This is a genomic window from Ekhidna sp. ABH4_415 (genome assembly GCF_056161305.1).
Genome location: NZ_JBSWYW010000003.1, coordinates 266,541 through 288,880, shown reverse-complemented (window position 1 = coordinate 288,880; position 22,340 = coordinate 266,541). Strand labels below are relative to the sequence as shown.

At 40.8% G+C, this 22,340-nt stretch carries 21 protein-coding genes and 1 tRNA gene; 12 read left to right on the top strand and 10 right to left on the bottom strand.

Annotated features, from left to right (window positions below):
* Positions 1–6: 6 nt before the first annotated feature.
* The 3 genes from ACXAH9_RS06605 to ACXAH9_RS06595 form a co-directional block, all read right to left on the bottom strand.
* Positions 7–534, bottom strand: a complete 528-nt coding sequence (locus ACXAH9_RS06605) for a CIA30 family protein (RefSeq protein WP_474894064.1) — start codon at positions 532–534, stop codon at positions 7–9.
* Between the two features lie 162 nt (positions 535–696).
* Positions 697–769: transfer RNA gene (locus ACXAH9_RS06600), tRNA-Met, on the bottom strand.
* A gap of 46 nt (positions 770–815) precedes the next feature.
* Positions 816–1,259, bottom strand: coding sequence for a YybH family protein (locus ACXAH9_RS06595; RefSeq protein ID WP_474894063.1), 444 nt, complete (start codon positions 1,257–1,259; stop codon positions 816–818).
* Positions 1,260–1,312: 53 nt separating this feature from the next.
* Between ACXAH9_RS06595 and era the strand changes: the two genes are divergently transcribed.
* The 5 genes from era to ACXAH9_RS06570 all read left to right on the top strand — a co-directional run bounded on the left by era (position 1,313) and on the right by ACXAH9_RS06570 (position 6,997).
* Entirely contained in the window at positions 1,313–2,197 is an 885-nt protein-coding gene (era, locus tag ACXAH9_RS06590; protein ID WP_474894062.1) for a GTPase Era, read from the top strand.
* A 16-nt stretch (positions 2,198–2,213) separates the two neighbouring features.
* Positions 2,214–4,070 (top strand): S41 family peptidase, encoded by a 1,857-nt coding sequence (locus ACXAH9_RS06585; RefSeq protein ID WP_474894061.1) that lies wholly within the window; start codon positions 2,214–2,216, stop codon positions 4,068–4,070.
* Between the two features lie 111 nt (positions 4,071–4,181).
* On the top strand, positions 4,182–5,486 hold the full coding sequence (gene der / locus ACXAH9_RS06580) for a ribosome biogenesis GTPase Der (RefSeq protein WP_474894060.1): 1,305 nt from the start codon (positions 4,182–4,184) through the stop codon (positions 5,484–5,486).
* The gene (locus tag ACXAH9_RS06575) at positions 5,483–6,091 is read left to right on the top strand and encodes a SprT-like domain-containing protein (protein WP_474894059.1); all 609 of its coding nucleotides are present in this window, start codon (positions 5,483–5,485) and stop codon (positions 6,089–6,091) included. Before der ends, ACXAH9_RS06575 begins: the two co-directional genes overlap by 4 nt.
* 93 nt (positions 6,092–6,184) lie before the next feature.
* Positions 6,185–6,997 carry a ParA family protein gene (locus ACXAH9_RS06570; RefSeq protein WP_474894058.1) on the top strand — a complete coding sequence of 271 codons (813 nt, stop codon included), beginning with the start codon at positions 6,185–6,187 and terminating at the stop codon, positions 6,995–6,997.
* On the opposite strand, the gene ACXAH9_RS06565 is transcribed toward ACXAH9_RS06570, so the two are convergent.
* From ACXAH9_RS06565 to miaA, 7 genes are all read right to left on the bottom strand, one after another.
* Complete coding sequence (locus ACXAH9_RS06565; protein ID WP_474894057.1) at positions 6,990–7,559, bottom strand: hypothetical protein; 570 nt, start codon at positions 7,557–7,559, stop codon at positions 6,990–6,992. The two genes, ACXAH9_RS06570 and ACXAH9_RS06565, sit on opposite strands and share 8 nt — an antisense overlap.
* A gap of 84 nt (positions 7,560–7,643) precedes the next feature.
* Positions 7,644–10,433: a TonB-dependent receptor gene (locus tag ACXAH9_RS06560; protein WP_474894056.1), complete on the bottom strand. Its 2,790-nt coding sequence runs from the start codon at positions 10,431–10,433 to the stop codon at positions 7,644–7,646.
* Positions 10,434–10,620: 187 nt separating this feature from the next.
* Entirely contained in the window at positions 10,621–11,433 is an 813-nt protein-coding gene (gene murQ, locus ACXAH9_RS06555) for an N-acetylmuramic acid 6-phosphate etherase (RefSeq protein WP_474894055.1), read from the bottom strand.
* The gene (locus ACXAH9_RS06550; protein WP_474894054.1) at positions 11,426–12,265 is read right to left on the bottom strand and encodes a hypothetical protein; all 840 of its coding nucleotides are present in this window, start codon (positions 12,263–12,265) and stop codon (positions 11,426–11,428) included. The genes murQ and ACXAH9_RS06550 overlap by 8 nt, the downstream gene beginning before the upstream one ends.
* Complete coding sequence (locus ACXAH9_RS06545) at positions 12,258–13,265, bottom strand: Gfo/Idh/MocA family protein (RefSeq protein WP_474894053.1); 1,008 nt, start codon at positions 13,263–13,265, stop codon at positions 12,258–12,260. The genes ACXAH9_RS06550 and ACXAH9_RS06545 overlap by 8 nt, the downstream gene beginning before the upstream one ends.
* Entirely contained in the window at positions 13,265–14,545 is a 1,281-nt protein-coding gene (locus tag ACXAH9_RS06540) for a glycosyltransferase family protein (protein ID WP_474894052.1), read from the bottom strand. The genes ACXAH9_RS06545 and ACXAH9_RS06540 overlap by 1 nt, the downstream gene beginning before the upstream one ends.
* A 34-nt stretch (positions 14,546–14,579) precedes the next feature.
* On the bottom strand, positions 14,580–15,494 hold the full coding sequence (miaA, locus tag ACXAH9_RS06535) for a tRNA (adenosine(37)-N6)-dimethylallyltransferase MiaA (RefSeq protein ID WP_474894051.1): 915 nt from the start codon (positions 15,492–15,494) through the stop codon (positions 14,580–14,582).
* A gap of 36 nt (positions 15,495–15,530) precedes the next feature.
* Here miaA and ACXAH9_RS06530 point away from each other — a divergent pair, with 36 nt between their 5' ends.
* From ACXAH9_RS06530 to ACXAH9_RS06500, 7 genes are read left to right on the top strand one after another with little or no spacing between them, the layout of a single operon-like run.
* Positions 15,531–18,791 (top strand): PAS domain S-box protein, encoded by a 3,261-nt coding sequence (locus ACXAH9_RS06530; protein ID WP_474894050.1) that lies wholly within the window; start codon positions 15,531–15,533, stop codon positions 18,789–18,791.
* The gene (locus ACXAH9_RS06525; protein WP_474894049.1) at positions 18,784–19,158 is read left to right on the top strand and encodes a response regulator; all 375 of its coding nucleotides are present in this window, start codon (positions 18,784–18,786) and stop codon (positions 19,156–19,158) included. The genes ACXAH9_RS06530 and ACXAH9_RS06525 overlap by 8 nt, the downstream gene beginning before the upstream one ends.
* Positions 19,148–19,423, top strand: coding sequence for a hypothetical protein (locus ACXAH9_RS06520; protein WP_474894048.1), 276 nt, complete (start codon positions 19,148–19,150; stop codon positions 19,421–19,423). The genes ACXAH9_RS06525 and ACXAH9_RS06520 overlap by 11 nt, the downstream gene beginning before the upstream one ends.
* Complete coding sequence (locus ACXAH9_RS06515) at positions 19,420–20,190, top strand: MBL fold metallo-hydrolase (protein ID WP_474894047.1); 771 nt, start codon at positions 19,420–19,422, stop codon at positions 20,188–20,190. Before ACXAH9_RS06520 ends, ACXAH9_RS06515 begins: the two co-directional genes overlap by 4 nt.
* 12 nt (positions 20,191–20,202) lie before the next feature.
* Positions 20,203–21,738: an NFACT RNA binding domain-containing protein gene (locus tag ACXAH9_RS06510; protein WP_474894046.1), complete on the top strand. Its 1,536-nt coding sequence runs from the start codon at positions 20,203–20,205 to the stop codon at positions 21,736–21,738.
* A gap of 32 nt (positions 21,739–21,770) precedes the next feature.
* Positions 21,771–22,010: a CBU_0592 family membrane protein gene (locus ACXAH9_RS06505; protein ID WP_474894045.1), complete on the top strand. Its 240-nt coding sequence runs from the start codon at positions 21,771–21,773 to the stop codon at positions 22,008–22,010.
* Entirely contained in the window at positions 22,007–22,201 is a 195-nt protein-coding gene (locus ACXAH9_RS06500) for a YwbE family protein (RefSeq protein WP_474894044.1), read from the top strand. The genes ACXAH9_RS06505 and ACXAH9_RS06500 overlap by 4 nt, the downstream gene beginning before the upstream one ends.
* Positions 22,202–22,340: the final 139 nt, after the last annotated feature.

Genomic DNA, 22,340 nt, shown 5'->3' with positions numbered 1-22,340 from the left:
TGACAGCTATTTGAACTCAACGTAATCCACTTCAAAGCTAAAATCACCCGCTCTTTTTTCATTTGTAATAAATCCGATACGAATGATCTCACTTTTGTTATCGTCAGTCATGGATCTTCCCGTAGCATTTCCCATTCGATACTGATCCACCTGTCTCAGGGGAAAGGATAAGGTTTCCCATCCATCTGTATTAGGTAAATTGATTTTGAAGTTTGGATAGTAAAAGCGTTTATCCACCTCCATTTGGAGCGCTATGCGAATTCCAGTGCTTTGATAACGAATGGTTACTTTGGAGTAATTAGAAAGCTCATATTCCTTAAATGGTCCACGAAAAGAAGTAAATCCGCCATTATTCTCTAATGACACTTTACCGTAAAATAATGTCCCATCTTCTGTAAACACACTTTTACCTTTTGACAGACCACCCATAACTCCATCATTCACAATGTACCAGGAATTTAATTCTTCCTTATCAAAATCTATTTTTAAGGTATCACCGAGCAGCACTGCAAAAACCAAAATCACGTATTTCATTATTCAAATTTGAATTTCAACAGTGAACACTATAGATATGTTTGATGAAAAAAGCCAAGGGTTTAATTTTATTGGCAGGAGAGGACCCAAAATGAACAACGAATAAACGACCTTCAATCCCAATAAAAAAAGCCTCAAATTTCTCTGAGGCTTCTTTCTTAGTAGCGGGAGCAGGACTCGAACCTGCGACCTTCGGGTTATGAGCCCGACGAGCTACCAACTGCTCCATCCCGCGATGTGAGCTGCAAAATTAGACAGAATAATCAGAACACCAAAAGAATTTATCCATCCAATTTTATTCTGTTCCAAATATCTAAATATATCTTCCATTCTCCCTCCTCCTTGCGCCAGATCACAACGTACTTTCCACGCCAGTCTGACGTTTGCTCACCGTTAGAAGAAGTTCCCTCATAGTAGCCATAGTCGTATGCTTCATCTCCCCATACTTTAATTTCGACAGGTGTTAATTTGTGATAGGTCGTTTTCCACGATTGCTCAACAGCAGGGTTCCAGTAATTCTTAAGTTCCTCCCCTTCTAAGATGTTTAAATCGGTTGGGAAGATTTTGGCATCTTTCGTGTACATCGAGATCACCTTAGAGCGATCTCCGGCCATCAGGTATTTTGAAAACTGAACAGCCTGTGTTTCGATGGCCTGCACTTCCTTATTTTGAGCCCCAGCACTCGTAAAAATAACCAGAGCTAGTATGGTTGGTATTATACGCATAGTTTTGCTTTTATAAAGATGAAACGAGCTTAGGGCTCATTAATTATCCCACTATGAGCGATGCGACCAATTTTAAATCCGGCTTTGTAAATATCATCGGCCGACCCAATGTAGGTAAGTCCACCCTCCTAAACGCACTAATGAACGAAAAGCTGGCCATCACCAGCAGCAAAGCCCAGACTACCCGCCACCGCATGTTTGGAATCCTCACCAAGGACAACTACCAGATCGTCTTTTCTGATACGCCTGGGGCAATCGATCCGGCATACAAACTGCAAGAAAAAATGATGGGATACGTTCGGCAAGCACTAGAGGATGCAGATGTGATACTCTTCATGGTGGCGCTGGAAGATAAAAACGAATATCCACAGCTCATTGAGATGGCACAGCAGGCTCAGGCTCCCATGATCTTTCTTATTAACAAGACGGATCAAAATAAAGGCTCACAGACGTACGATAAAACCGCCTACTGGAAAGAGTTGTATCCAGATCTGGAGATCATGACCATCTCGGCGCTGGAACAAAAAGGGACAGATGAATTACTGAACAGAATCCTCGAGCTACTTCCTCAGCACCCGGCGTATTTCTCTGAAGATGAGATGACCGACAAGAGCGAGCGATTTATCTGTGCTGAGATCATCCGCGAAAAGATATTCATAAACTACCAGCAAGAGATTCCCTACAGCTCAGAGGTGGTGGTTACCAGCTTCAAAGAAGAAGACAGTATCATCCGCATCGAGGCAGAAATCTATGTAGAGCGCGATAGTCAGAAAGGAATTCTTATTGGGAAGAAGGCAGAGTCTATCAAAAAGGTGGGAACGCAGGCCCGCAAGGACATGGAAGCATTCTTCGGTAAGAAGATCCACCTTCAAACATTTGTAAAAGTTGAAAAGGACTGGCGAAAAGATGACCGAAAATTGAGTAGGTTTGGTTACTAAACAATGTAATCTACTCATGCGACCTTTCGTTCTGCTCCTACTGGCACTTTGCTTTTCAGTTCATACTTCTTTTGCTCCAAAAGCAACACATCATGTTGAGAATCAGCTGACTGAAGTTGATCGACTTTTCTATGTTGGCAAAATATGGGGTTTTCTAAAGTACTACCATCCACTGGTAGCCAAAGGGTCCTACAACTGGGATGAAAAATTGCAAAGCATCATTGAGAAAACTGCCAAATACCAAACCTACACAGAGTTTTCCGACTACATATCCAAATGGATCTACTACATGGGCCAGGTTCCTCCATGTAGCAGTTGTAATAATGTCAACCAGGAAAACCATTTCCTTGAAAATTTTGACCTTTCGTGGACTCAGGATCGCCGCTTTACTGATGAGTTTAGAAAGACCTTTAAAAACATTGAAAGAAATAGATTCCAGGGTAATCATTTTTATCTAACTGAAGGAAAAGCCGAGCAATTTGAACCTAAAAATGAAGGTCCGGATTATAACTTTTTGTGGAAAGAACCCAATCAGCGACTGCTTCCCCTATTTCGATATTGGAATTATATTGAATATTTCTACCCTCATAAGCACCTGACCGATCAGGACTGGGATGATGTGCTCAAAGAAATGATTCCCAAATTTCAGCAGGCAGACACCAAGCTAGCATTTCACCTCGCTATGTTGGAATTGATTGTAAAGGCAGATGACAGTCATGCTGGATTAGTAACACCTGAGCTGGATGAAATGCCATATTATAACTATCTACCTGCCAAGTTCGACTTGATTGAAGGTGAAGTAATCATTACTGAGATCATAGATCGATCAAAGGCGCAGGCAAGCGACTTGCAGGTAGGTGATATACTAAAAACCATCAACGGCCGGTCTGCTGTGGCTATGCATGAGACAAACAGAAAATATATTTGGGGATCGAATGATGCGGTAAAAGATCGAAGCATTTACCACACCCTTTTTATGGGCATAAAAGAGGCCCCACAGGTCACAATTGATCGAAATGGAACGACACGAACAGCAACTCCGACACTATACAAATACGCTGACCTTAGCTATGATGGTGATAATTCAGGAGAAAAATGGACAATCGTAGAAGACTCAGTCGGGTATGTTGACATGGGCAAACTAACAGCGGGCGATGTTGATGCCATGATGAGTGAGCTTATGGAGCAACAATTCATCATTTTTGATTTGAGGAAAAGCCCAAGAGGCACTTATCGGGCTATCTCCAAATATTTAAATCCATCGGACACTGTCTTTGCAAGGTTCGCAAAACCAGATTTAAGCTACCCAGGCAAATTTATCTGGGAAGGTGAGCAAAGATGCGGTTCCCAAAATGCAGATTATTTCAAGGGCAATGTGATATTACTTGTTAATGATGAGACACAAAACAACACAGAATTTGCGGCGATGTGCCTGCAAACAGCTCCCAACGTAACAGTTGTTGGCAACCAAACCGCAGGCACCCTTGGCAATGTTTCCAAATTTGCCATCCTGGGACGATTGTATACTTCTATGACAGCAATTGGTGTGTATTATCCGGATGGAAGTAATGTGCAGCGGGTAGGGATTGTGCCAGATGTGGAAGTGACACCAACAGTGAAGGGTATCCGTGCCGGAAAAGATGAGGTTTTGGATAAAGCCATCGAGATTGCACGTGAAGAGATCGAAAGACTGAAAGAGATAGCTCGACTGGAGGAGCTTGCAAGACAGGCACGTGAGGATTCAATACGAAGAGCCGACTCTCTCAGAATGCAACTACTTCAGATGGATTCATTACAATCTGATTCTTTGCGTCTGGATTCGTTACAAATGAATGGCTTGCCACTTGACTCTCTTGATAGAGATGACTACTGATAGTATCGAAAAAATAGCCGCACTTTCGTTAACAGATTAAATCCTGAATGACAAACTAGGGGTTTGGTGACTGTTTGCCTTAATTTCGCACATTAATTAAAAAATGCGCTGATGGCCAATGTTTTAGCAATTGTAGGCAGACCTAATGTAGGTAAATCCACCCTTTTCAATCGACTGATCGAAAAGAAGCAGGCCATCATGGATAATGAGTCGGGTGTCACCCGAGACCGGCATTATGGCTATGGGGAATGGAATGGTAAAAAATTTACCGTTATTGATACCGGAGGGTATGTGGAGGGATCAGATGACATATTCGAAGGTGCGATTCGAACGCAAGTAAAAGAAGCATTGGAAGAAGCCACAGCCATCCTGTTTATGGTGGACTGTGATACCGGCATGCATGGGCTGGATCAGGATTTTGCCAATGTCATTCGTGAGATTGAAAAGCCCATATACCTGGTAGCCAATAAGGCTGATAACCAGGAAAAACTATTAGCTTCCAATGAGTTTTACTCACTGGGGTTGGATGCACCTCTTTTTGCCATTGCGGCTGCCAGCGGAGCTGGTACCGGAGATTTGTTAGATGAGGTCGTCAAGGGTTTTGATGAGGAAGAAATTGAGAAAGATGATGTTCCTCGTATAGCAATCGTGGGTCGTCCAAATGTCGGAAAGTCTTCGTTTATTAACGCGCTGGTGGGCAAAGAGCGCAGCATTGTGACGGATATAGCTGGCACAACCCGTGATGCAGTAAATACCAGATACAATCTTTTTGGCAAAGACTTTATTCTTACTGATACTGCAGGAATTAGAAAGAAATCTCGGGTTAAAGAAAATATTGAGTTCTATTCCGTATTGAGGGCTGTTCAGGCAATTCAAGACTCAGACGTGTGTATCGTCATGATTGATGCGGAAACTGGCCTGGAATCACAGGATATGAATATCATCGGTCTGGCTCATAAATATAAAAAGGGAATTGTGCTGATGGTGAATAAGTGGGACTTGCAGGATAAAGACTCTAAGACCGCTGACACTTACAGAAAATTTCTCGAAGAAAAACTGGGACCATTGAATTACATACCGGTAATTTTCACTTCCGTGCTAAACAAGCAGCGAATCATGCAAACGCTGGAGCTAGCTCTGCAGGTTTATGAGAACAGATCAAGAAGGATTCCAACATCCAAGCTGAATGAGGTGATGGGAAAAGAGATCGAGAACTATCCTCCTCCTGCTGTCAGGGGTCATTATATCAAGATCAAATACATCACCCAACTACCCACGCATACACCAACGTTTGCCTATTTCTGTAATTTCCCTCAATACATCAAAGAACCTTATCAGCGCTACCTGACCAACAGAATGCGCGAACATTTTGATTTTAGGGGTGTACCAATAAAAATGGTTTTTAGAAAAAAATGACTTCCGAAGAGGTCTTTAGAAAATTTGTTCCCGAAAGTGCAGTCGTTTACTGTGTCAAACTCTATGAAAAGCTTGGCTTTGAGTTTAAAATAAAAAAGGCCAGGCAGACAAAACTGGGGGATTATCGATATAATCCTAAGGCTGAGAGACATACCATCACTGTCAACAATGACCTGAATCCATTTGCCTTTCTGGTAACATATCTCCACGAGGTTGCCCACCTCATCGCTTTTAAGCAATATGGCCGACGGATTCAACCTCACGGTAAAGAGTGGAAAGAGTGCTTTAAGCAGGTATCCATCCCAATGCTCAATGCCGACGTTTTTCACCCAAATGTTTTAAACGCATTAAATAAATACTTTAAAAATCCGAAAGCATCTAGCTGCTCAGATCCTGTGCTTTATCAAATCCTAAAGCAATTTGATGAACCGAACGGTAAAATACTGTTAAAAGATGTTCAGGTAGGAGTTCCCTTTTTCTTTAACAACAAGTCGTTTGTTAAACTAGAAAAGAAAAGAACACGATCCGTTTGTCAGGAGATTGAGACCAAGAAAAAATACCTGATTTCTGAAGTCGCAGAAGTAAAAATGATGGACTCCAAATAAAATCAATAAGTAGCATCATTTTAAGAATAAATTTTACTATTTTAACATTCCTAAAAATCACCGCTGCTGGATGGAATTTGACTTAAGAATAGTATGTCCCAAACAATAGCGGTATATAACTTTAAAGGTGGGGTTGGTAAGACCAGCACAGCACTCAGCCTTGCACACTCCTGGTCACGGGCATTTAAAGTTTTAGTAATCGATTGTGACCCTCAATCCAATCTGACGCAAGTGCTAAGCACTGAACCTACTTCAAGCGCCACTCTTTTTACCCTAGCAAAAAAGATACTTCACAATGAGCAACCCCGAATAGAGCCAATTGTCGTTCATCCATATCTGCATCTCATTCCCGGCGATTATTGCATGGCTGAAATGGAATCAAATACACAGTTCATTTCATTTGGACAAATCATTTTTTATAAGTTACTATCAGCCATCAGACACCAATACGACATTATTTTATTGGATTTCCCTACCCATTTTGGAGTTACTGTGAAATCCTTCATTGCTAACATCGATGGCATTCTGATTCCCGCAACACCGGGCTCATTTTCAGTTTCAGGATTCAAAAAACTACTCGGGTACTTAAATGAGGTTGAAAAAGAAAAGCCACTTAATATCCTTGGGATTTTCTTCAACCTCTACCGGAAACATACGCTGTTTCATCAGAAGATTGTACGTGAAGCTGAGCAAGAACTTGGAAGCCTTATTTTGGATCAACGAATTAGGGAGTCAATTCGTGTGAGCGAAGCAAACGAGCAATGTCAATCATTATACTCTTTCACCGAGCAAAGTGATGTGGCCGAGGATTTTTTGAAATTGAGCGAAGAGGTCATTGCACGAATGAATCGAATGGATCTACCTACAGCACTGGCACAGCTAGAAAAACAGACAGTAACTAAATAGCCAGCCTTCTGGATATCAGCCCATTTACCAGCTCGAAGAACCGAAGCGGGGGTAACGTTCGCCATTTTTCTATCTGAAGACTGCCAGACATATTGATGTAATTGTCAATGTTATACATCTTCATTTCATCAACAATAAAGTCCCGGAAGTTGATACCGGCAATCCACCCGTCTTCCACGTCTTCAAACCATTCTTCATAATAGCAGTCATCACTGCCATGAAAATTCATAATGTTTTCACCTACTAGGGCAAATTTGTTAATGCCGAAAGAAATCATATGCTCGATGATGTTCCTTTTCAGCTGCATGATATCATTATTGAGTGCATCATTCCACTCTCCTATCATTTCAATGACCGCAAATCCCAGCTTGTAGTCCGCGAAAATGATTTTGATATAAAGTGTTTCTGAGCCGAAAAAATCCCAGGCTGGATCAATGTAGTAACCATAGATATTCTCAGAGTAGAGATCATAATTATACTCCTTACCAGCAAAAGGTGAACGATCGTCGTAGCTGGAATTGTAATATTGATTCCAGCGCTCGTATGGAGTAATGGTATGCATTGCTGCAAAGGTAGATGCCGGCCATAGAAACAAAAAACCTCTGACGATATCGTCAGAGGTTTAAATGATTAAGTTAGATGTTTCTTAGAAGTTGATCTGAATACCTGCGTTGAAGTTTCTTGGAAGACCAAGGAAAACTTCTGCATCATCAGCATCATGATCTCCATCGTACGAGTTGAATCGGCTGTTATCGCCAGCATCCTGAATATATAATTCATCAAATGCATTGAAAACGTGCGCAAATACTTGCATTGTAAATCCGGTACCTTTCGTAGGAATGGTATAGAAAGCATGTAAATCAACAACACCATAAGATGGAACTTTCCATGCTTGTGGTCTTTCATTTGCATTTCCATCACCATCTGCATCTTCTAATGCAGTTCTTCCGATTGGATTGAAGTCAGAGTAGAAATCAGCGTAGAATCTGTAATCCGCTTTGAAAGTAAGATTTGGAGTTGGAGTGAATGTACCAGAAAGGTAGAATTGCGTCTGTGGAGCATCTCCTACTTTCAAATCTTTGATGTAAAGTGTCTCAGTAAATCTGTTTAACACATTACCTTCCGCGTCATTTTCGGTAATAGTCACTTCTGTATCATCAGTAAATGTCCAGTTACCAAAAGAAGCAGCTCCATCGATTCTAATGATCTGATTTGGCTTCCATGATGCTTCAATTTCAACCCCAGTATTTCTTTGCTCAATACCCGTTATTAATGCGAAAATATCGTTTCCATCCGGATCTTCTATTTCCTCCTTTTGAGTTCTATTAGACCACAATGTGTTATAGTAATTAGCATTAATTACTATATCTGAACCTAAACGATATGTTAATCCAGCTTCAAATGAGCTGAAATCTTGATTTTCCGGATCGTCGAAAAGGATGAAACTCTCATCATCAATTACTCTATCAAAGTTTGGATTTTGAGAGATGAATCCTGCATTAGCATAGGTGTTCAAGTTGTCATTCACCTTGTACGAAACTCCACCTTTTACCTGATACCCAGTGAATGCGTTAGGATTAATAGTAAGCTTGTTACCGTTCGCAGTACCATCGTCAGACAAGAAGTGATTCTCGTGGCTGTATTTCGTGCTTGTAAATCCAGTTGTCAAAGAAACTGTCAAAGCATCAGTAGTATACGTTCCTTGTGCAAAGGTGCCTATCCAGTCTACAGTATTGGTGTAGTCGTAATCGACTTTATCACCTAATCTTTTTCTGTACTGCCATTCTTGTGTTTCGAATACATTACCTGTGTACCTAAAATAGCTTCCTCCAAGAAGATCTCTTACCTCTCTGAAGTGATCTATAGTAGCCGTTCTCCAATCAACACCAAGTTGTAAGGAGATATTCTCATTCACATCCCAGAATAGCTTTGAAATAGCACCAATCGTATATTGATTGTTTCTACTACTTCTCAAAATACCAATGGATTCTCCATCCTGCTTGGTACCTGAATCAAAATCATTAACCCATGCTTGAGCTGGTCCTTCGTTGATAGCGATTGTTGCATTCCAGTCCCACTCCCATGGAGATGGTCCGAAAAAGAATGGCTGTTGTGTGCCATTTACACCATACGCGTCTTTTCTAATAACTTCACCGAAAGTTCCGGCTCCACCACCGTGACCACCAGACCAATATGCAACAGTTGATAACTGCATATTGTCATTGAATGAGTGATACCAGTTTAAGTTAAATTGTGGCTTGTGGAAAAAGTTTTCTCGCTCAAGGATATAATTCGAGCTTTTTCTGCTTCTGCTACGGGTATTATACATACCCCAGTATTGCTTTCCATTGTATGAAGCATCTACTCCACCGTAGTTTTGGTTGAAACTTCTACCTTGCTCTAAGAAATCATCTGTAGCAGCAACTTCATATCCATCAAGACCAAGCGCGTAATTTCTGTCATAGGTTGCAATATTTTGTCTGTATAGGTTCTGCCCGTGAGACTGTGGTGCCCCCACCAGAAAAGCTTCGAATTTGTTGTTATCATTCAACTGATAAGAAGCACCTAAATAATATGCCCAGGCATCAGTGTAAAGGCCATCGTAAAAACCATCGCCTGTTTTTCTGACAATCGTTCCAGAAATCGCCCACTTATCATCAATGAGACCAGAGTTGAATGTCGCTGTTGTTTTTCTGAAGTTCCAGCTACCCACCTCTTGCTTTATCATGGTTCCTTTACCTCTTGACGCAGGGTCAGTAATGATATTAAGAGTACCACCAATAGAAGGCACTGCTAAGTTTACTGGGCTCATTCCTCTTTGCAACTGAATAGATTGAGCAGCATCACCTAATCCATCCCAGTTTGACCAGTACACCCATCCGTTTTCCATGTCATTAACAGGCACACCATTGATCATGATTGCAACATTTCGTTGGTTGAATCCTCGTACGTTCAATCTTGCATCTCCAGCACCACCACCCTGATTGGTTGAGTAAAATGAAGGAGCAGCATTTAGCACCAAAGGAAGGTCCCTTGAACCAAGGTTTTGCTGAATATCCTTTTTCTCAAGGTCAGTAAAAGTATAAGGTGTTTCTTGTGTTGATCTAGACGCTATAATCTCAAGCGTAGATAATTCAGTAACTCCAGACTCGAGGTTGATCGTTCCCAGATCGGATTGACCATCCTGTAGTCTTAAAACTGAATCCTTGAAACCAACATAACTTACTACTATTACAGAACCACTGGAAGGAACATTTAAACTAAATTCCCCATTGATGTTCGTGATAGTACCAAGTGTAGTACCTTCAATTAAAACAGTAGCTCCTGGTAGACCTTCTCCGGTCTCCGAATCTACCACTTTACCGGTTACGACCCCTTGCGCCATCATTACAAACGCAGTGAGCACAAGCGTCACAGTTAGTAAAATTTTCTTCATGCTTTTAAGTTTTTCAATTTTGGTTTAATAAAGCCTCACAAAAGTAGAATCTATCGTGTTAATAGATGTTTTTTTACGTTTAAATTTTCCCTGAGAATATTTAATAGTTTCTTAACAAAGAAAATTTTGCGTTTTACGAAAAGCCCGAAACCAAATTAATAAAATAAAAATGCAACTAAAAGAAAGACTAGCTTTGATATGCATGAATGGCTGCTCTGACAGACCCATGATCTAACAGGAGGTTTTTAGCTTCTTCGGTAGACACGTTTAGCTTCTCTACAAGTATCTGTATACCTCGCTCCACCAGCTTCTCATTACTGAGCTGCATATCCACCATTTTATTGCCTGAAACATGCCCTAGCTGGACCATAACCGTTGTTGAAATCATGTTTAAAATAAGCTTTTGAGCGGTTCCTGCTTTCATACGCGTGCTTCCGGTGACAAACTCCGGCCCAACCAATGCTTCAATGGGGTGTTCTGAAACACTGGCCAACTCTGTGTCTGAATTGCAGGTAATACATCCGGTCAAACAGCCAAACTCTCGGGCTGATTTTATAGCTCCAATCACATAAGGCGTACGTCCTGAGGCTGCAATTCCTATTACCGTATCAAGAGCTGTAATATCAAACTTCATAACGTCTTCCCAACCCTGTTTTGGATCATCTTCTGCAAACTCTACGGCTTTTCTGATAGCACCATCTCCACCCGCAATAATCCCGATGACTAAATCGTGAGAGACTCCAAACGTAGGCGGACACTCAGAAGCATCAACTATCCCGAGACGACCACTTGTGCCTGCTCCAATATAAAATAATCGCCCGCCCTGTTGCATTCGTGGAATGATTCCCAACACCAATTCTTCAATTTGAGGAATGCACTTCTGCACCACTGATGGAACCGCCTGATCCTCTTTATTAATATTTTTTAATAGCTCTCCAACAGCCATTTTTTCTAAATGATCGTATTTAGAGTCTGACTCTGTAAGTGGTTTTTTAGCCATGCTTTTGATGATATAAAACTAATCCAGCAATGGGTGATTGTACGATGTTTCTAATGAAAAACCCTTGTTCATTTCCTACTTCTCTTAGAATATCTGAAAAATAATGTGCGACCGATCCTGAAAAATGGAATGGCCTATTGTGATATTCTGAGGAATGAAAAAAGGCATCAAAGAAATCGTTGAAGGACTGTTTGATCAATTGGTAGATTTCCGGATGATTTCGATGCTCATGAATAAATGTAGCGAATGAAGCCAGGAAATGATTGGGTTTGGGCTTATTGTATATCTTTTGTATTGCCTGATGAGGAGACAGATTCAATTTTTCCTGAAACGAATAGTTAATTTCTTCAGAGATCTGTCCGCGAAATACCCTGGCTAGCAACTTCTTCCCCAAATAAGCCCCACTCCCCTCATCGCCTAGAATATATCCAAGCGAGGCGCTTACTTTATTTACCGACTGCCCATCATAGAAGCAGGCATTTGCCCCGGTACCAAGGATACATACATTTCCCTCTTCTTTTCCACAGAGACCTCTGGCCACACCCAGTAGGTCATTTTCAACCTTTACATTATCTCCAAAAACATCCCTAAGTGCCTTCTTAACTTCTTCAGCTTGCTCGTCAGTATCTACTCCGGCTGAATAAAAATAGGCAGGTATTCCTTTTTCAATTTCTTTACCAAATGTTTGCGAGATACTCTTTTTCAGATCATTTACATCATGGGTGTAGGCATTAAATCCAATGGTTTCGAACTGTTGAATATTTTCACCTTTCACAACACGCCACTGAGTGCCGGTTCCACCTGCATCACCAACAATGAATAAATCAGCCATTTGCAGCTTTGTAAATTTTCTCAATAATCTCTACGGTCTTAAGTCCCTCTAGGCCATTGGTAGCGATACTACCTCCTTTTTGGAGAACGTCAATCAGGTTTTCGTAAACTCGATCGTGGTTACTCATGCTTCCCTGATATTCACCATATTCATTCGCAGGATTTCCGGCCCTTAGCTCACCGATCCCCTCTCCTTCGAAAGACTGATACTCAAGCTTATTCAAATATTGACCCCCTACTTTTACAGTTCCTCTTTCACCAAAAATGGTAATGGATCCTTCCATATTCTTGGCAAATGAATTGACCGTATAGTTGATAGTACCCAATACACCATTCTTAAACTTTAAAGACACCACCCCGGTATCCTCAAACTCTATCACTTCCTGATGAGCATAATTATGGATAAGTGCTGAAGCCTCCTCCACATCGCCTATCATCCAATAGAGCAAATCGATAAAATGGCTAAACTGAGTGAAGAGTGTTCCACCGTCGAGCTCTTTGGTTCCTTTCCAGTCAGAGTTTTGGTAATAAGCAAAATTGCGATTCCAAAAACAATTGAGCTGCATAGAGTAAATGTCACCGAAAGCCCCCGCATCAATTTTTTCTTTCACAGCCTCAATGGCCGGATTAAACCTGTTTTGTTTAACGATGAACAAGCGTCGATTACATCGCTCGGCGGTTTTAATCATCTCTTCGCAATCAGAGGATGTGAGCGCCATGGGTTTTTCACAAAGCACATGAAAGCCTGCTTTGAGCGCAGCAATACTATGCTTGGCATGCAATCCATTTGGAGAACAGACGGCCACCACATCCATTTCTTTCACTTGTAAAAGCTCATCCTCAGTCGTGAACGATGACACACCATATTCCTCCCCAAGCGAGTTTGCCTTTTCTTCATTTACATCACAGACAGCAACCAGCTCTCCAAGCCTATCAATATGACCAGCATGTCGTCGTGCTATTCGTCCGCACCCGATAATTCCAACTCGAATTTTTTCCATTATTTCTTTATCAATTCCTCTAATTTATCAACCAGCTTTTCATGAGAAAATTTCTCCAATAGAGACATTGTATCCTCTGTATTGGGTTTTCGTTCATTCTCAAATACGTCCTCTAAAAATCCTCTGATTGAATCAATTTCTGAATAAGCCAATATTTCTCCTACATCTTTAGAATTCATCAACTCTCCCAAGTCGCTTCTTCTCTCTCCTAACCCTAAAATCATCCGCTGAGCAGCCAGATACTCGAAAAACTTTACCGGAAGAATCCAATTAGAATTATCAGACTTATTCAATAAAAGAAGCAAAATATCACATTTCCTATATTCATCCTGAATTGATTCATGAGGTAGATACCCTAAAAAATCCACCTTACTTTTTAATTCATTCAATTCGGATATTTCGCCCTTTATCGATTCAGAAACGATTCCACCTATCCGGATTCGAAGTTTGTTGGCAAAGACTTGATTTTCTCTACACATCTGATCCAACAGGTGCCACAACTGACGTGGGTTTCTTAGCTCATTGAGAAGTCCAAAATAGCCAATGGTGAAATGAGACGTATTAGGAATTTCCACTGATTTATTTTGAATAGTGACCCCATTATGGATTACCTCAATTCCTCCAAAAGATTTTGCCAAGCTGGCGCTCACAGTAATGCCAGTGTCGGCAAGATCAAGAACAGCCTTTTCCAACCTCTTATGTATGTTTAATGCCATTGAAGATGTTTTCAGTTTCTCCAGCACATCCCACTTACTCCAGGGGTCTCTAAAATCAGCTAACCATTTTACACCCGTTTTTTTCTTTACTCGTTTACCAATCAAATGCATGCTATGAGGCGGTCCTGTTGTAATTATGGCACCAATCCCTTCTTCTTCAATAAGCTTAATAGCTCGTTTTGCTGCAGGGCGAATCCAAAACAGGCGAGGATCCGGAATAAGCAAGTTTCCACGGATCCATATCATAAGGCTATCCTTAAATGACCTGCCTGACTTTTCCAGCACCAGCCCCTGCTGAACATTTTTGCGATCTTTGTTTCCTGTGAGAGCGTGAAACAGATTGAAAGGCTCCCATATCGGCAACTTGACGACAGGAATATCTTTTACTCGCTCCAGGAGTTTCTCATCACTAATTTCAAACTGTGGATTTTCTGGAGTCAAAACCCATGGTTCCCATCCACGTTTTTTTAGTTGGATGGCAAAATTCATCCATCGCTGCACACCCACTCCCCCACTTGGTGGCCAATAATAGGTTACAATTAAAATTTTGCGGGATGAATCCATAAAGCGATTCGCAAATCAACATAAATCTTCCTTCTCAGGAAAGCTCTTTCTCTATCTGTGCTTTTACTTCTTTAATCTGGCCTGGCTCAAACCAATGAATGTCTTGATACTTTCTAAACCAGGTCAATTGTCGTTTTGCGTATCTTCTACTATTTCTTTTGAGCAGCCTAATGGCCTCCGCTCTGTCATATTCACCATCCATAAACCCGAATATTTCTGAGTACCCAACTGTCTGTAGGGCATTGTGGTCTCTGTATTTATATAAGCTTTCTGCCTCATCAAAAAGTCCCTGCTCAATCATCAAATCCATTCGCTTGTTGATTCGATCGAAAAGTGCTTCCCGATCCATATTTAAACCAATTTTCAAATGATCATAAGGCATCTCCTCAGATTGCTTCCTCCTGAATGAACTAAAAGGTTTTCCAGATCCCCTGATTACTTCCAATGCCCGAATAATTCGCTGACCGTTTTTCTTATCTACCTTTTCATAGTAAGCAGGATCTATTTGTTTCAATTCTTTCAAAAGTGGATCAAGTCCATTTTGTTCAAATTCAATATTTAGCTTTTCCCTGATTGACGGATCGATCTTCGGCATTTCATCAAACCCATCCCAGATCGCTTTCAGGTATAGACCTGATCCACCCACAGCAATAACGGCATCATGCTCTTGATGCAATTTTGCGATTTTCTGTACCGCATCTCTACCATATTCTCCAGCACTGTATGTGTCAGAAATGGAATGCGAATTGATGAAATGATGGGGGGCCATTTTAAGCTCTTCTTCTGTAGGTTTAGCTGTCCCAATAGTCATCTCCTGGTAAAACTGCCTTGAATCAGCCGATACGATTTCAGTGTTCAGCCACTGGGCCAGCTGAATTGACAAGTCGGTCTTGCCTACGGCAGTCGGACCAACGATAGATATTAATATAGGTTTGCTCGAAATTGCCATCTTTTGTAATGGCTAAAATGCCTAATTTTATTGGATATGGCTGAGGTGGAAAACGATATTGATAAGTTAAAAAAGAAGATAGCAAATCTTGAGGCTAAGTTAGACAATACCCAAAGGGACTACTACACGCTTGTCGAAAAGACCAATCAAAACCTTAAAGATCTCTTCGACAACTCCAATGACCTGATCATCATCTTCAAACGAACAGGAGAAATCCGGTTTGCTAATGAGGCTGTGAAAAAGAAACTAGGCTACACTGAGGAAGAGATAACGGACATGAAATTCCTCGAGGCAGTTCACCATGAATATCAAAGAGGAACACTTCAAAATATCTTAAAAATCACTGCCGGCAGTCGATTTGAACGCTTTGAGACTGTTTTAACCTCCAGATCCGGTAAAAACATCTATGTGACCGGAAAGATGACATCCGTATTCGAAAATGATGAGCCAGTGGAGTATCGCTGTGTATTCTATGACATCACTGAGCGGATCAGGGCGGAGAGTGCACAAAGTCTTTATTATCAGATCGCCAATATTACCATTACTGAGAATGATCTGGAGCAGCTATATAAAAATATCTATCATCAGCTAAACCAGATGCTGAAGGTCCAAAACTTCCATATATCTCTAAAAGAAGGGAAAGAGTATAGTCAGGTATTCTGCATCAATGAAAAAGCTGAAGATGAAAGTATAACTCATGATGTAGACCATGCTCTCATGAACTACACCGTTCAGCGCGATCGATCGCTTATCATCTATACGGACGGAATCGAAAAAATCAGCCAGCAAAACAATGTGGATTTTAAAGATCCTATCCCCAAGATCTGGCTTGGGGTAATTATTCGGACAGCCTCCGAAATGGGGGTAATGTCTATCTATAGCTACAAAGATCAGAGTGCTTTTAACAACAAAGATCTTGAGTTATTAGATTATATCGCCGGACAAATAAGTCTGGCAATGGAGCGTCAGCAAAAAGAGGAAAAGATTGAAAATCAGGCAGCCACACTCGGCGCAATTTTCGATAGTAGTACGCATGAGATCTGGTCTGTTGATCGCGTATTTCGATTCACCTCCTTCAATCAGAATTATGAAATTGCTTTTAAAAAGTACTACGGAATCTCACCGAAGGTTGGCACCAGTCTAAAAGAAGTATCAAATAATCATTTAACAGACGAAACCAAAAACTTCTGGACATCAAAATATGAGGAAGCTTTTACCGGAAAGTTTGTCAATTTCCAGACCAACAACCTTGACAAATCAGGGAAGATGGTCTGGCGAGAAGTTTTTGTGAACCCAATTTTTCTTCCAAACGGCAGAATTGAGGAGCTTTCCATCATCGCCAATGACATCACAGAAAAGAAAGAGTCTGAAAGTGCACTCATTGCAAGTGAGGAGAAATTCCGTACGATTTTCGAATCTTTTCAGGACATTTACTTTCGTTGTGACACTGAAGGAATGGTGACCATGATAAGTCCTTCCGTTCAGGAAGTGCTTGGCTATTCTCCGGAAAATGTCCTTCATACCAACGTGTTGGATTATGCAGATCGAAAAAAGCAAGTGCTGGAAATTGGCAGGAGGATTAACCATGAGACGAGGATCAGGAACGTAGAGGGAACATTAAAAACGGCAGATGGAAACAAACTGCAGTTTCTATTTAACATTCGACTCATCAATAAAGACGATGGATCTGTTGAGATCGAAGGCGTGGCTAGAGATATTTCGCAGCTTAAAAAAACCAACGAAGAGCTAATTCGAGCAAAGGAAATGGCAGAGCGTTCGCTAAAGATTAAAGAACGTTTTTTGGCAAATATGAGTCATGAAATCAGAACCCCGATGAACGGTATCATTGGGATGATTGATCTGCTAGCCAGCACCACTTTGGATGAAGAACAGTCAGAGTATGTAAAGACCATCAACAAGTCCTCTCAGACATTACTTAATATTTTGAACGATATACTTGACTTATCAAAAATAGAAGCCGGTAAGATGGACTTGCGCCAGCAACCTGTTCATCTGGTCAAAACGATCGAAAAAGTCTACGATCTCTTCTCTCAGCAAGCTTCATCCAAAGACAACAACCTATATTATCACATAGATGAACGTATACCTGAATGGATTTTAGGTGATGAAACCCGTTTGATTCAGGTACTTTCCAATCTCACATCCAATGCGATCAAATTCAGTGAGAACAAAGGCAACATCAACATGAGCATCCGTTTACAAAAGAAGCGAGGTAAACAATTTGTGTTTAAAGTGTCAATCAAAGATTCCGGTATTGGAATTTCCGAAGAGGATCAAAAGAGTTTGTTCCAAAGCTTCCATCAGTTGGATAACAGTAGTTCCAAAAACTTTGGAGGAACAGGACTTGGACTGGCTATTTCGCGAGAGCTTGTAAAATCAATGAAAGGAGATATAGGCGTTGTGTCTACTCCAGGATTGGGAAGTACTTTTTGGTTCACTTTTATGGCAGAGGAAGTTTCTCCTGACCAGGTAAAAGCAAGTCAGCCCGACAAACCATTCACAAAAGAATTTACTGGCAAGCAGCCCAAAATTCTCTTGGTTGACGATAATGATGTAAATCGAAAAGTGGCAAGCAGTATTATGACTAAATCAGGCTGTCAGGTGAAGGAGGCTCATGATGGATTCGATGCGATAGAAAAGGTAAAAAAAGAGGCCTTTGACCTTATCTTCATGGATATTCAAATGCCGAAAATGGATGGCTTAAAAGCTACCAACAAAGTAAGGAAGCTGTCAAATGGTTCCAATACCCCAATCATCGCAATGACCGCTTATTCTATGGAAGAAGACCGTGAACGCTTCCTGAATGCCGGACTTGATGACTATCTCGCTAAACCTATCAAAGCAGAAATGCTAATTGATAAGATCAAAAAATGGGTTGACTTTAAGCCCATTGAAGTTTCAATTGACTCAATCGCCGAGAAAGCTGAGGATTTAGCCATTAATCAGAATACGCTAAATCAACTTGCTAAGTTTGGTGGGCAGGAGTTGATCGAGGCTACTTTGATGGAGTTTGAAGAAGAGGCAGAGCAACTAGTAAATCATACTGTAACACACCTAAACAATAAGGATTTCAATAAAATGAAGGGAGAACTTCATACCTTAAAAGGCAATGCTGGTACTTTAGGAGTAGAAAAATTATCTAAGCAGGCAGCTTTTATTGAAAAAAGATTAAAAGAAAATAAATTTGAAGGACTGGAAGGGGAAGTTCAAAAGCTAAAAACGCTTTTTCAGGAGTTTAAAGAGAGTAGCCAAAATTTGTTAGTCACCGATGAGTAAGAAAATAATAGTCGCCGAGGATAGCAGTGTTATCCAAAACCTAACCAAAAAAATCCTGACCCAACTCAATTACGAAATTGATTCAGTCAAAAATGGTCAGCAAGTGATAGACCTCCTTGAAAAAGATGATTATGGAATGGTTCTATTAGACATCCATATGCCCGTAATGGATGGGATGGAATGTGCAAGAAAAATCAGGAATATGTCTGGAAGCAATAGAGATATCCCGATCGTTGCAATCACAGGAAATGCGAATAATTATACCATAGAGGATTTTGAAGAGGCTGGTATTAATGCTTTTATCCCCAAACCCCTCAATTACGATTCAGTTGTGGAGATGGTGAAAAAGTATACGGATGACAATTAAATACACGAATCATTTTTTGAACAAGCTGGAGGATATCATGTCCGAAACGGACTATATCCTTCGCTATGAAAAAGGGAACTTCCAGTCGGGCTACTGCATTCTAAATGAAAGCAAAGTTGCTGTTGTTAATAAGTTTTTTGCGTTGGAAGGAAAGGTAAATAGCTTAATTGAAATAATAAGATCCATCAAAGTGGATGTCAATAAACTCAGCGACGGTAACAAAAAACTTTACTCCGAAATCACGAATAATCAACTTCAGTTGTGAAAGTTATCTTTCTGGGTACAGGAACCAGCCAAGGTATTCCGGTCATCGGATGTAAATGTGAGGTGTGCACCTCTGTAGATTACAGGGATAAGCGCTTGCGTGCTTCAATTTTCGTTGAATATGAAGGGGTAAACATCGTTGTGGATACAGGTCCGGATTTCCGGCAACAAATGTTGAGAGAACGGATCGATCAACTGGATGCAGTACTATTCACGCATGCACACAAAGATCATGTCGCTGGATTGGATGATATAAGAAGCTACAATTTTCTCCAGAAAAAGGATATGCCAATCTATGCCACCGATTTTGTTATCGGTCGGTTAGAAAAAGAGTTTGAGTACATCTTTTCTGCAGATGACTACCCGGGCATACCTAGGGTCATCGTAAACCCTATCGAGATCAAGCCCTTCTCTGTTCATGGGAAGGAAATAATTCCGATCGAAGTGATGCACTACAAACTTCCGGTACTAGGTTTCAGGTTTGGGGATTTTACCTACATCACTGATGCTAACTACATCTCAAAAGAAGAGAAGGAAAAGATCAAAGGGTCTAAGGTCATAGTATTAAATGCGCTTCAGAAAAAAAGTCATATCAGTCATTTCAATTTGGAAGAAGCACTGGAGCTGATGGAAGAGCTAAAGCCGGAAAAAGGATACCTTACTCATCTTGGGCATTTAATGGGAACACATAAGGATGTATCAAAAGAATTGCCCGAAAATGTGGAGATTGCATGGGATGGACTGCAATTGTCAATTGACAATTCATAATTGACAATTGGCATGTTCCACAACTACTTCTTCCTTAAACGCCTCGCACCAGAATTAGAAGAAAAGCTAAAAGGCCTCACGTTATTGGAATGCTTCTCACAAAATAAAGACGAGCTCATTTTGGGTTTTGGTGATCCAAGTCAATCATTTTATATCAGAGCAAATCTTGACCCCAATGTTTCGCTGCTCTCCTTTCCTGAGGGTTTTGCGCGAGCAGGAAAAAACAGCGTTGATCTTTTCTCGGAATTGCTAGACAAAGAGGTAACAAATGTTTCCGTTTTTGAATACGAACGCTCGTTTCAAATTGAATTGGGAGACGATGCATTGATCTTTAAAATGCATGCTCGCAGAGCAAACATTCTACATAGCAGAAACAATGAGATCGTAAACATCTTTCGCAAGAACCTAAGTCAGGATTTTGAAATCATTCCTCACGAGCTCAATCAGGATATTGAAATTTCTAAATCAGCATTGGCAGAGCATAATTACGATCCAACATCTTTAATTCCAGCACTGGGTAAGGAAACCAAAATGTATCTGGAACAAACCGGGTACTACGAAAAGCAAAACGCAGCGAAATGGAAGCTTTTCAATCAACTGTTATCACAGCTTGACAGTAATCCGATCTACTTACATGATGGACCATTTATTAGTTTGCTCAATGGTGGCTCACCTGAAAATACTAATTCGGCCGTTACAGCAGCTAATTGGCTGTATAACAAGACCGTCAGAAACTTCTATTTTGAGAAAGAAAAATCTCAAGCGATCAACAAGCTAAAACAAAAGATCAAAAAATCGGAGAACTACATTTCGAAGACAAAGACGAAGCTCCAGCAGGTTGAAAATTCAAGAAGTCCGGAGGAAGTGGCCAATATATTGATGGCCAACCTCAATAGCCTCCAAACAGGACTATCTAAAGCAGTTCTTCATGATTTTTATACGGATGAGCCTATTGAAATTAAGCTCAACCGTGAACTAAGCCCACAGAAAAACGCAGAGAACCTATACCGAAAAGCGAAAAACAGACATCAGGAAATTGATTCACTTAAGGAAAATATTGTGGCCAAAGAAAAGCTCATCGACAAGCTTAGCAGACAGATCCTGCATATTGATGAAATATCTGATACAAAAGAGCTCCGAAAATACCTGAAAGACTATGGATTAGGCCAGAAGGAAAAAGTAAAAAAGGAGCATCTTCCCTACCATGAGTTTGAGTTTGATGGCTGGCAAATCCTGCTGGGCAAGCACGCTAAAGCCAACGACGAACTGACACTAAAGGTAGCCAACAAAAACGACCTCTGGCTGCACGCCAAAGATGTGGCCGGATCGCATGTAGTCGTGCGCGAAAAGCCCGGACAAAACTTCCCAACACATATCATCGAAAAGGCAGCAGCATTGGCTGCCGCAAACTCCAAACGAAAAACAGATACCCTCTGTCCTGTGATATACACACTTAAAAAATTTGTTCGCAAAGCAAAGGGTGCACCGGCCGGTCAGGTTATTGTGGAGAAAGAAGAGGTGGTGATGGTGGAGCCAAAAACAATGTAAATAGCTACTTTCGCCATTCAACATTTTCTACTATGGGTACACTAGAACTAATCGGATGGCTGGGAGCCGGTAGCTTGCTTTTGGGGTTCGCTCTAAACTTATTTCAAAAGATTACGGCCGAATCATCAAGCTATTTGATGTTAAACCTCATTGGTTCAATTCTCCTTTTATATAATGCATACATGAATGGTGCCTTCCCATTCGTAGCAGTCAATTTTGTTTGGGTAGTGTTTTCGGCATTCAAGTTAGTTCAGATGCGACTAAAGGCATGAAGGACGGGACGCAAAGAAGTAATATCAAAATAGGAGCTGAAGTTGAGGTAGTCCAAAAACATCATCAGCACTCAGGTGAATTGACTCACGGTATTGTAAAAAAAATCCTCACAAAATCACCAAATCACCCTCATGGCATAAAAGTCATGCTAGAAAACGGCATTGTTGGAAGAGTGAAAAAAGTACTCTAATCCATTAATTACAAAATACGCTTGTCGTCATATTTCTTGATTGATCGAAAGGTGGTACTGCTCCGTCTTATAATTGATTCTTTAGGCTGTTTTGAGGTATATATTAGTGGAACTAGTTTGAAACAACGAATACCAAAAT

Bases quoted from the DNA above. Each gene is read 5' to 3' on its own strand.
- ACXAH9_RS06605 (WP_474894064.1), bottom strand. From the start codon at position 534: ATGAAATACGTGATTTTGGTTTTTGCAGTGCTGCTCGGTGATACCTTA.
- ACXAH9_RS06595 (WP_474894063.1), bottom strand. From the start codon at position 1,259: ATGCGTATAATACCAACCATACTAGCTCTGGTTATTTTTACGAGTGCT.
- era (WP_474894062.1), top strand. From the start codon at position 1,313: ATGAGCGATGCGACCAATTTTAAATCCGGCTTTGTAAATATCATCGGC.
- ACXAH9_RS06585 (WP_474894061.1), top strand. From the start codon at position 2,214: ATGCGACCTTTCGTTCTGCTCCTACTGGCACTTTGCTTTTCAGTTCAT.
- der (WP_474894060.1), top strand. From the start codon at position 4,182: ATGGCCAATGTTTTAGCAATTGTAGGCAGACCTAATGTAGGTAAATCC.
- ACXAH9_RS06575 (WP_474894059.1), top strand. From the start codon at position 5,483: ATGACTTCCGAAGAGGTCTTTAGAAAATTTGTTCCCGAAAGTGCAGTC.
- ACXAH9_RS06570 (WP_474894058.1), top strand. From the start codon at position 6,185: ATGTCCCAAACAATAGCGGTATATAACTTTAAAGGTGGGGTTGGTAAG.
- ACXAH9_RS06565 (WP_474894057.1), bottom strand. From the start codon at position 7,559: ATGCATACCATTACTCCATACGAGCGCTGGAATCAATATTACAATTCC.
- ACXAH9_RS06560 (WP_474894056.1), bottom strand. From the start codon at position 10,433: ATGAAGAAAATTTTACTAACTGTGACGCTTGTGCTCACTGCGTTTGTA.
- murQ (WP_474894055.1), bottom strand. From the start codon at position 11,433: ATGGCTAAAAAACCACTTACAGAGTCAGACTCTAAATACGATCATTTA.
- ACXAH9_RS06550 (WP_474894054.1), bottom strand. From the start codon at position 12,265: ATGGCTGATTTATTCATTGTTGGTGATGCAGGTGGAACCGGCACTCAG.
- ACXAH9_RS06545 (WP_474894053.1), bottom strand. From the start codon at position 13,265: ATGGAAAAAATTCGAGTTGGAATTATCGGGTGCGGACGAATAGCACGA.
- ACXAH9_RS06540 (WP_474894052.1), bottom strand. From the start codon at position 14,545: ATGGATTCATCCCGCAAAATTTTAATTGTAACCTATTATTGGCCACCA.
- miaA (WP_474894051.1), bottom strand. From the start codon at position 15,494: ATGGCAATTTCGAGCAAACCTATATTAATATCTATCGTTGGTCCGACT.
- ACXAH9_RS06530 (WP_474894050.1), top strand. From the start codon at position 15,531: ATGGCTGAGGTGGAAAACGATATTGATAAGTTAAAAAAGAAGATAGCA.
- ACXAH9_RS06525 (WP_474894049.1), top strand. From the start codon at position 18,784: ATGAGTAAGAAAATAATAGTCGCCGAGGATAGCAGTGTTATCCAAAAC.
- ACXAH9_RS06520 (WP_474894048.1), top strand. From the start codon at position 19,148: ATGACAATTAAATACACGAATCATTTTTTGAACAAGCTGGAGGATATC.
- ACXAH9_RS06510 (WP_474894046.1), top strand. From the start codon at position 20,203: ATGTTCCACAACTACTTCTTCCTTAAACGCCTCGCACCAGAATTAGAA.
- ACXAH9_RS06505 (WP_474894045.1), top strand. From the start codon at position 21,771: ATGGGTACACTAGAACTAATCGGATGGCTGGGAGCCGGTAGCTTGCTT.
- ACXAH9_RS06500 (WP_474894044.1), top strand. From the start codon at position 22,007: ATGAAGGACGGGACGCAAAGAAGTAATATCAAAATAGGAGCTGAAGTT.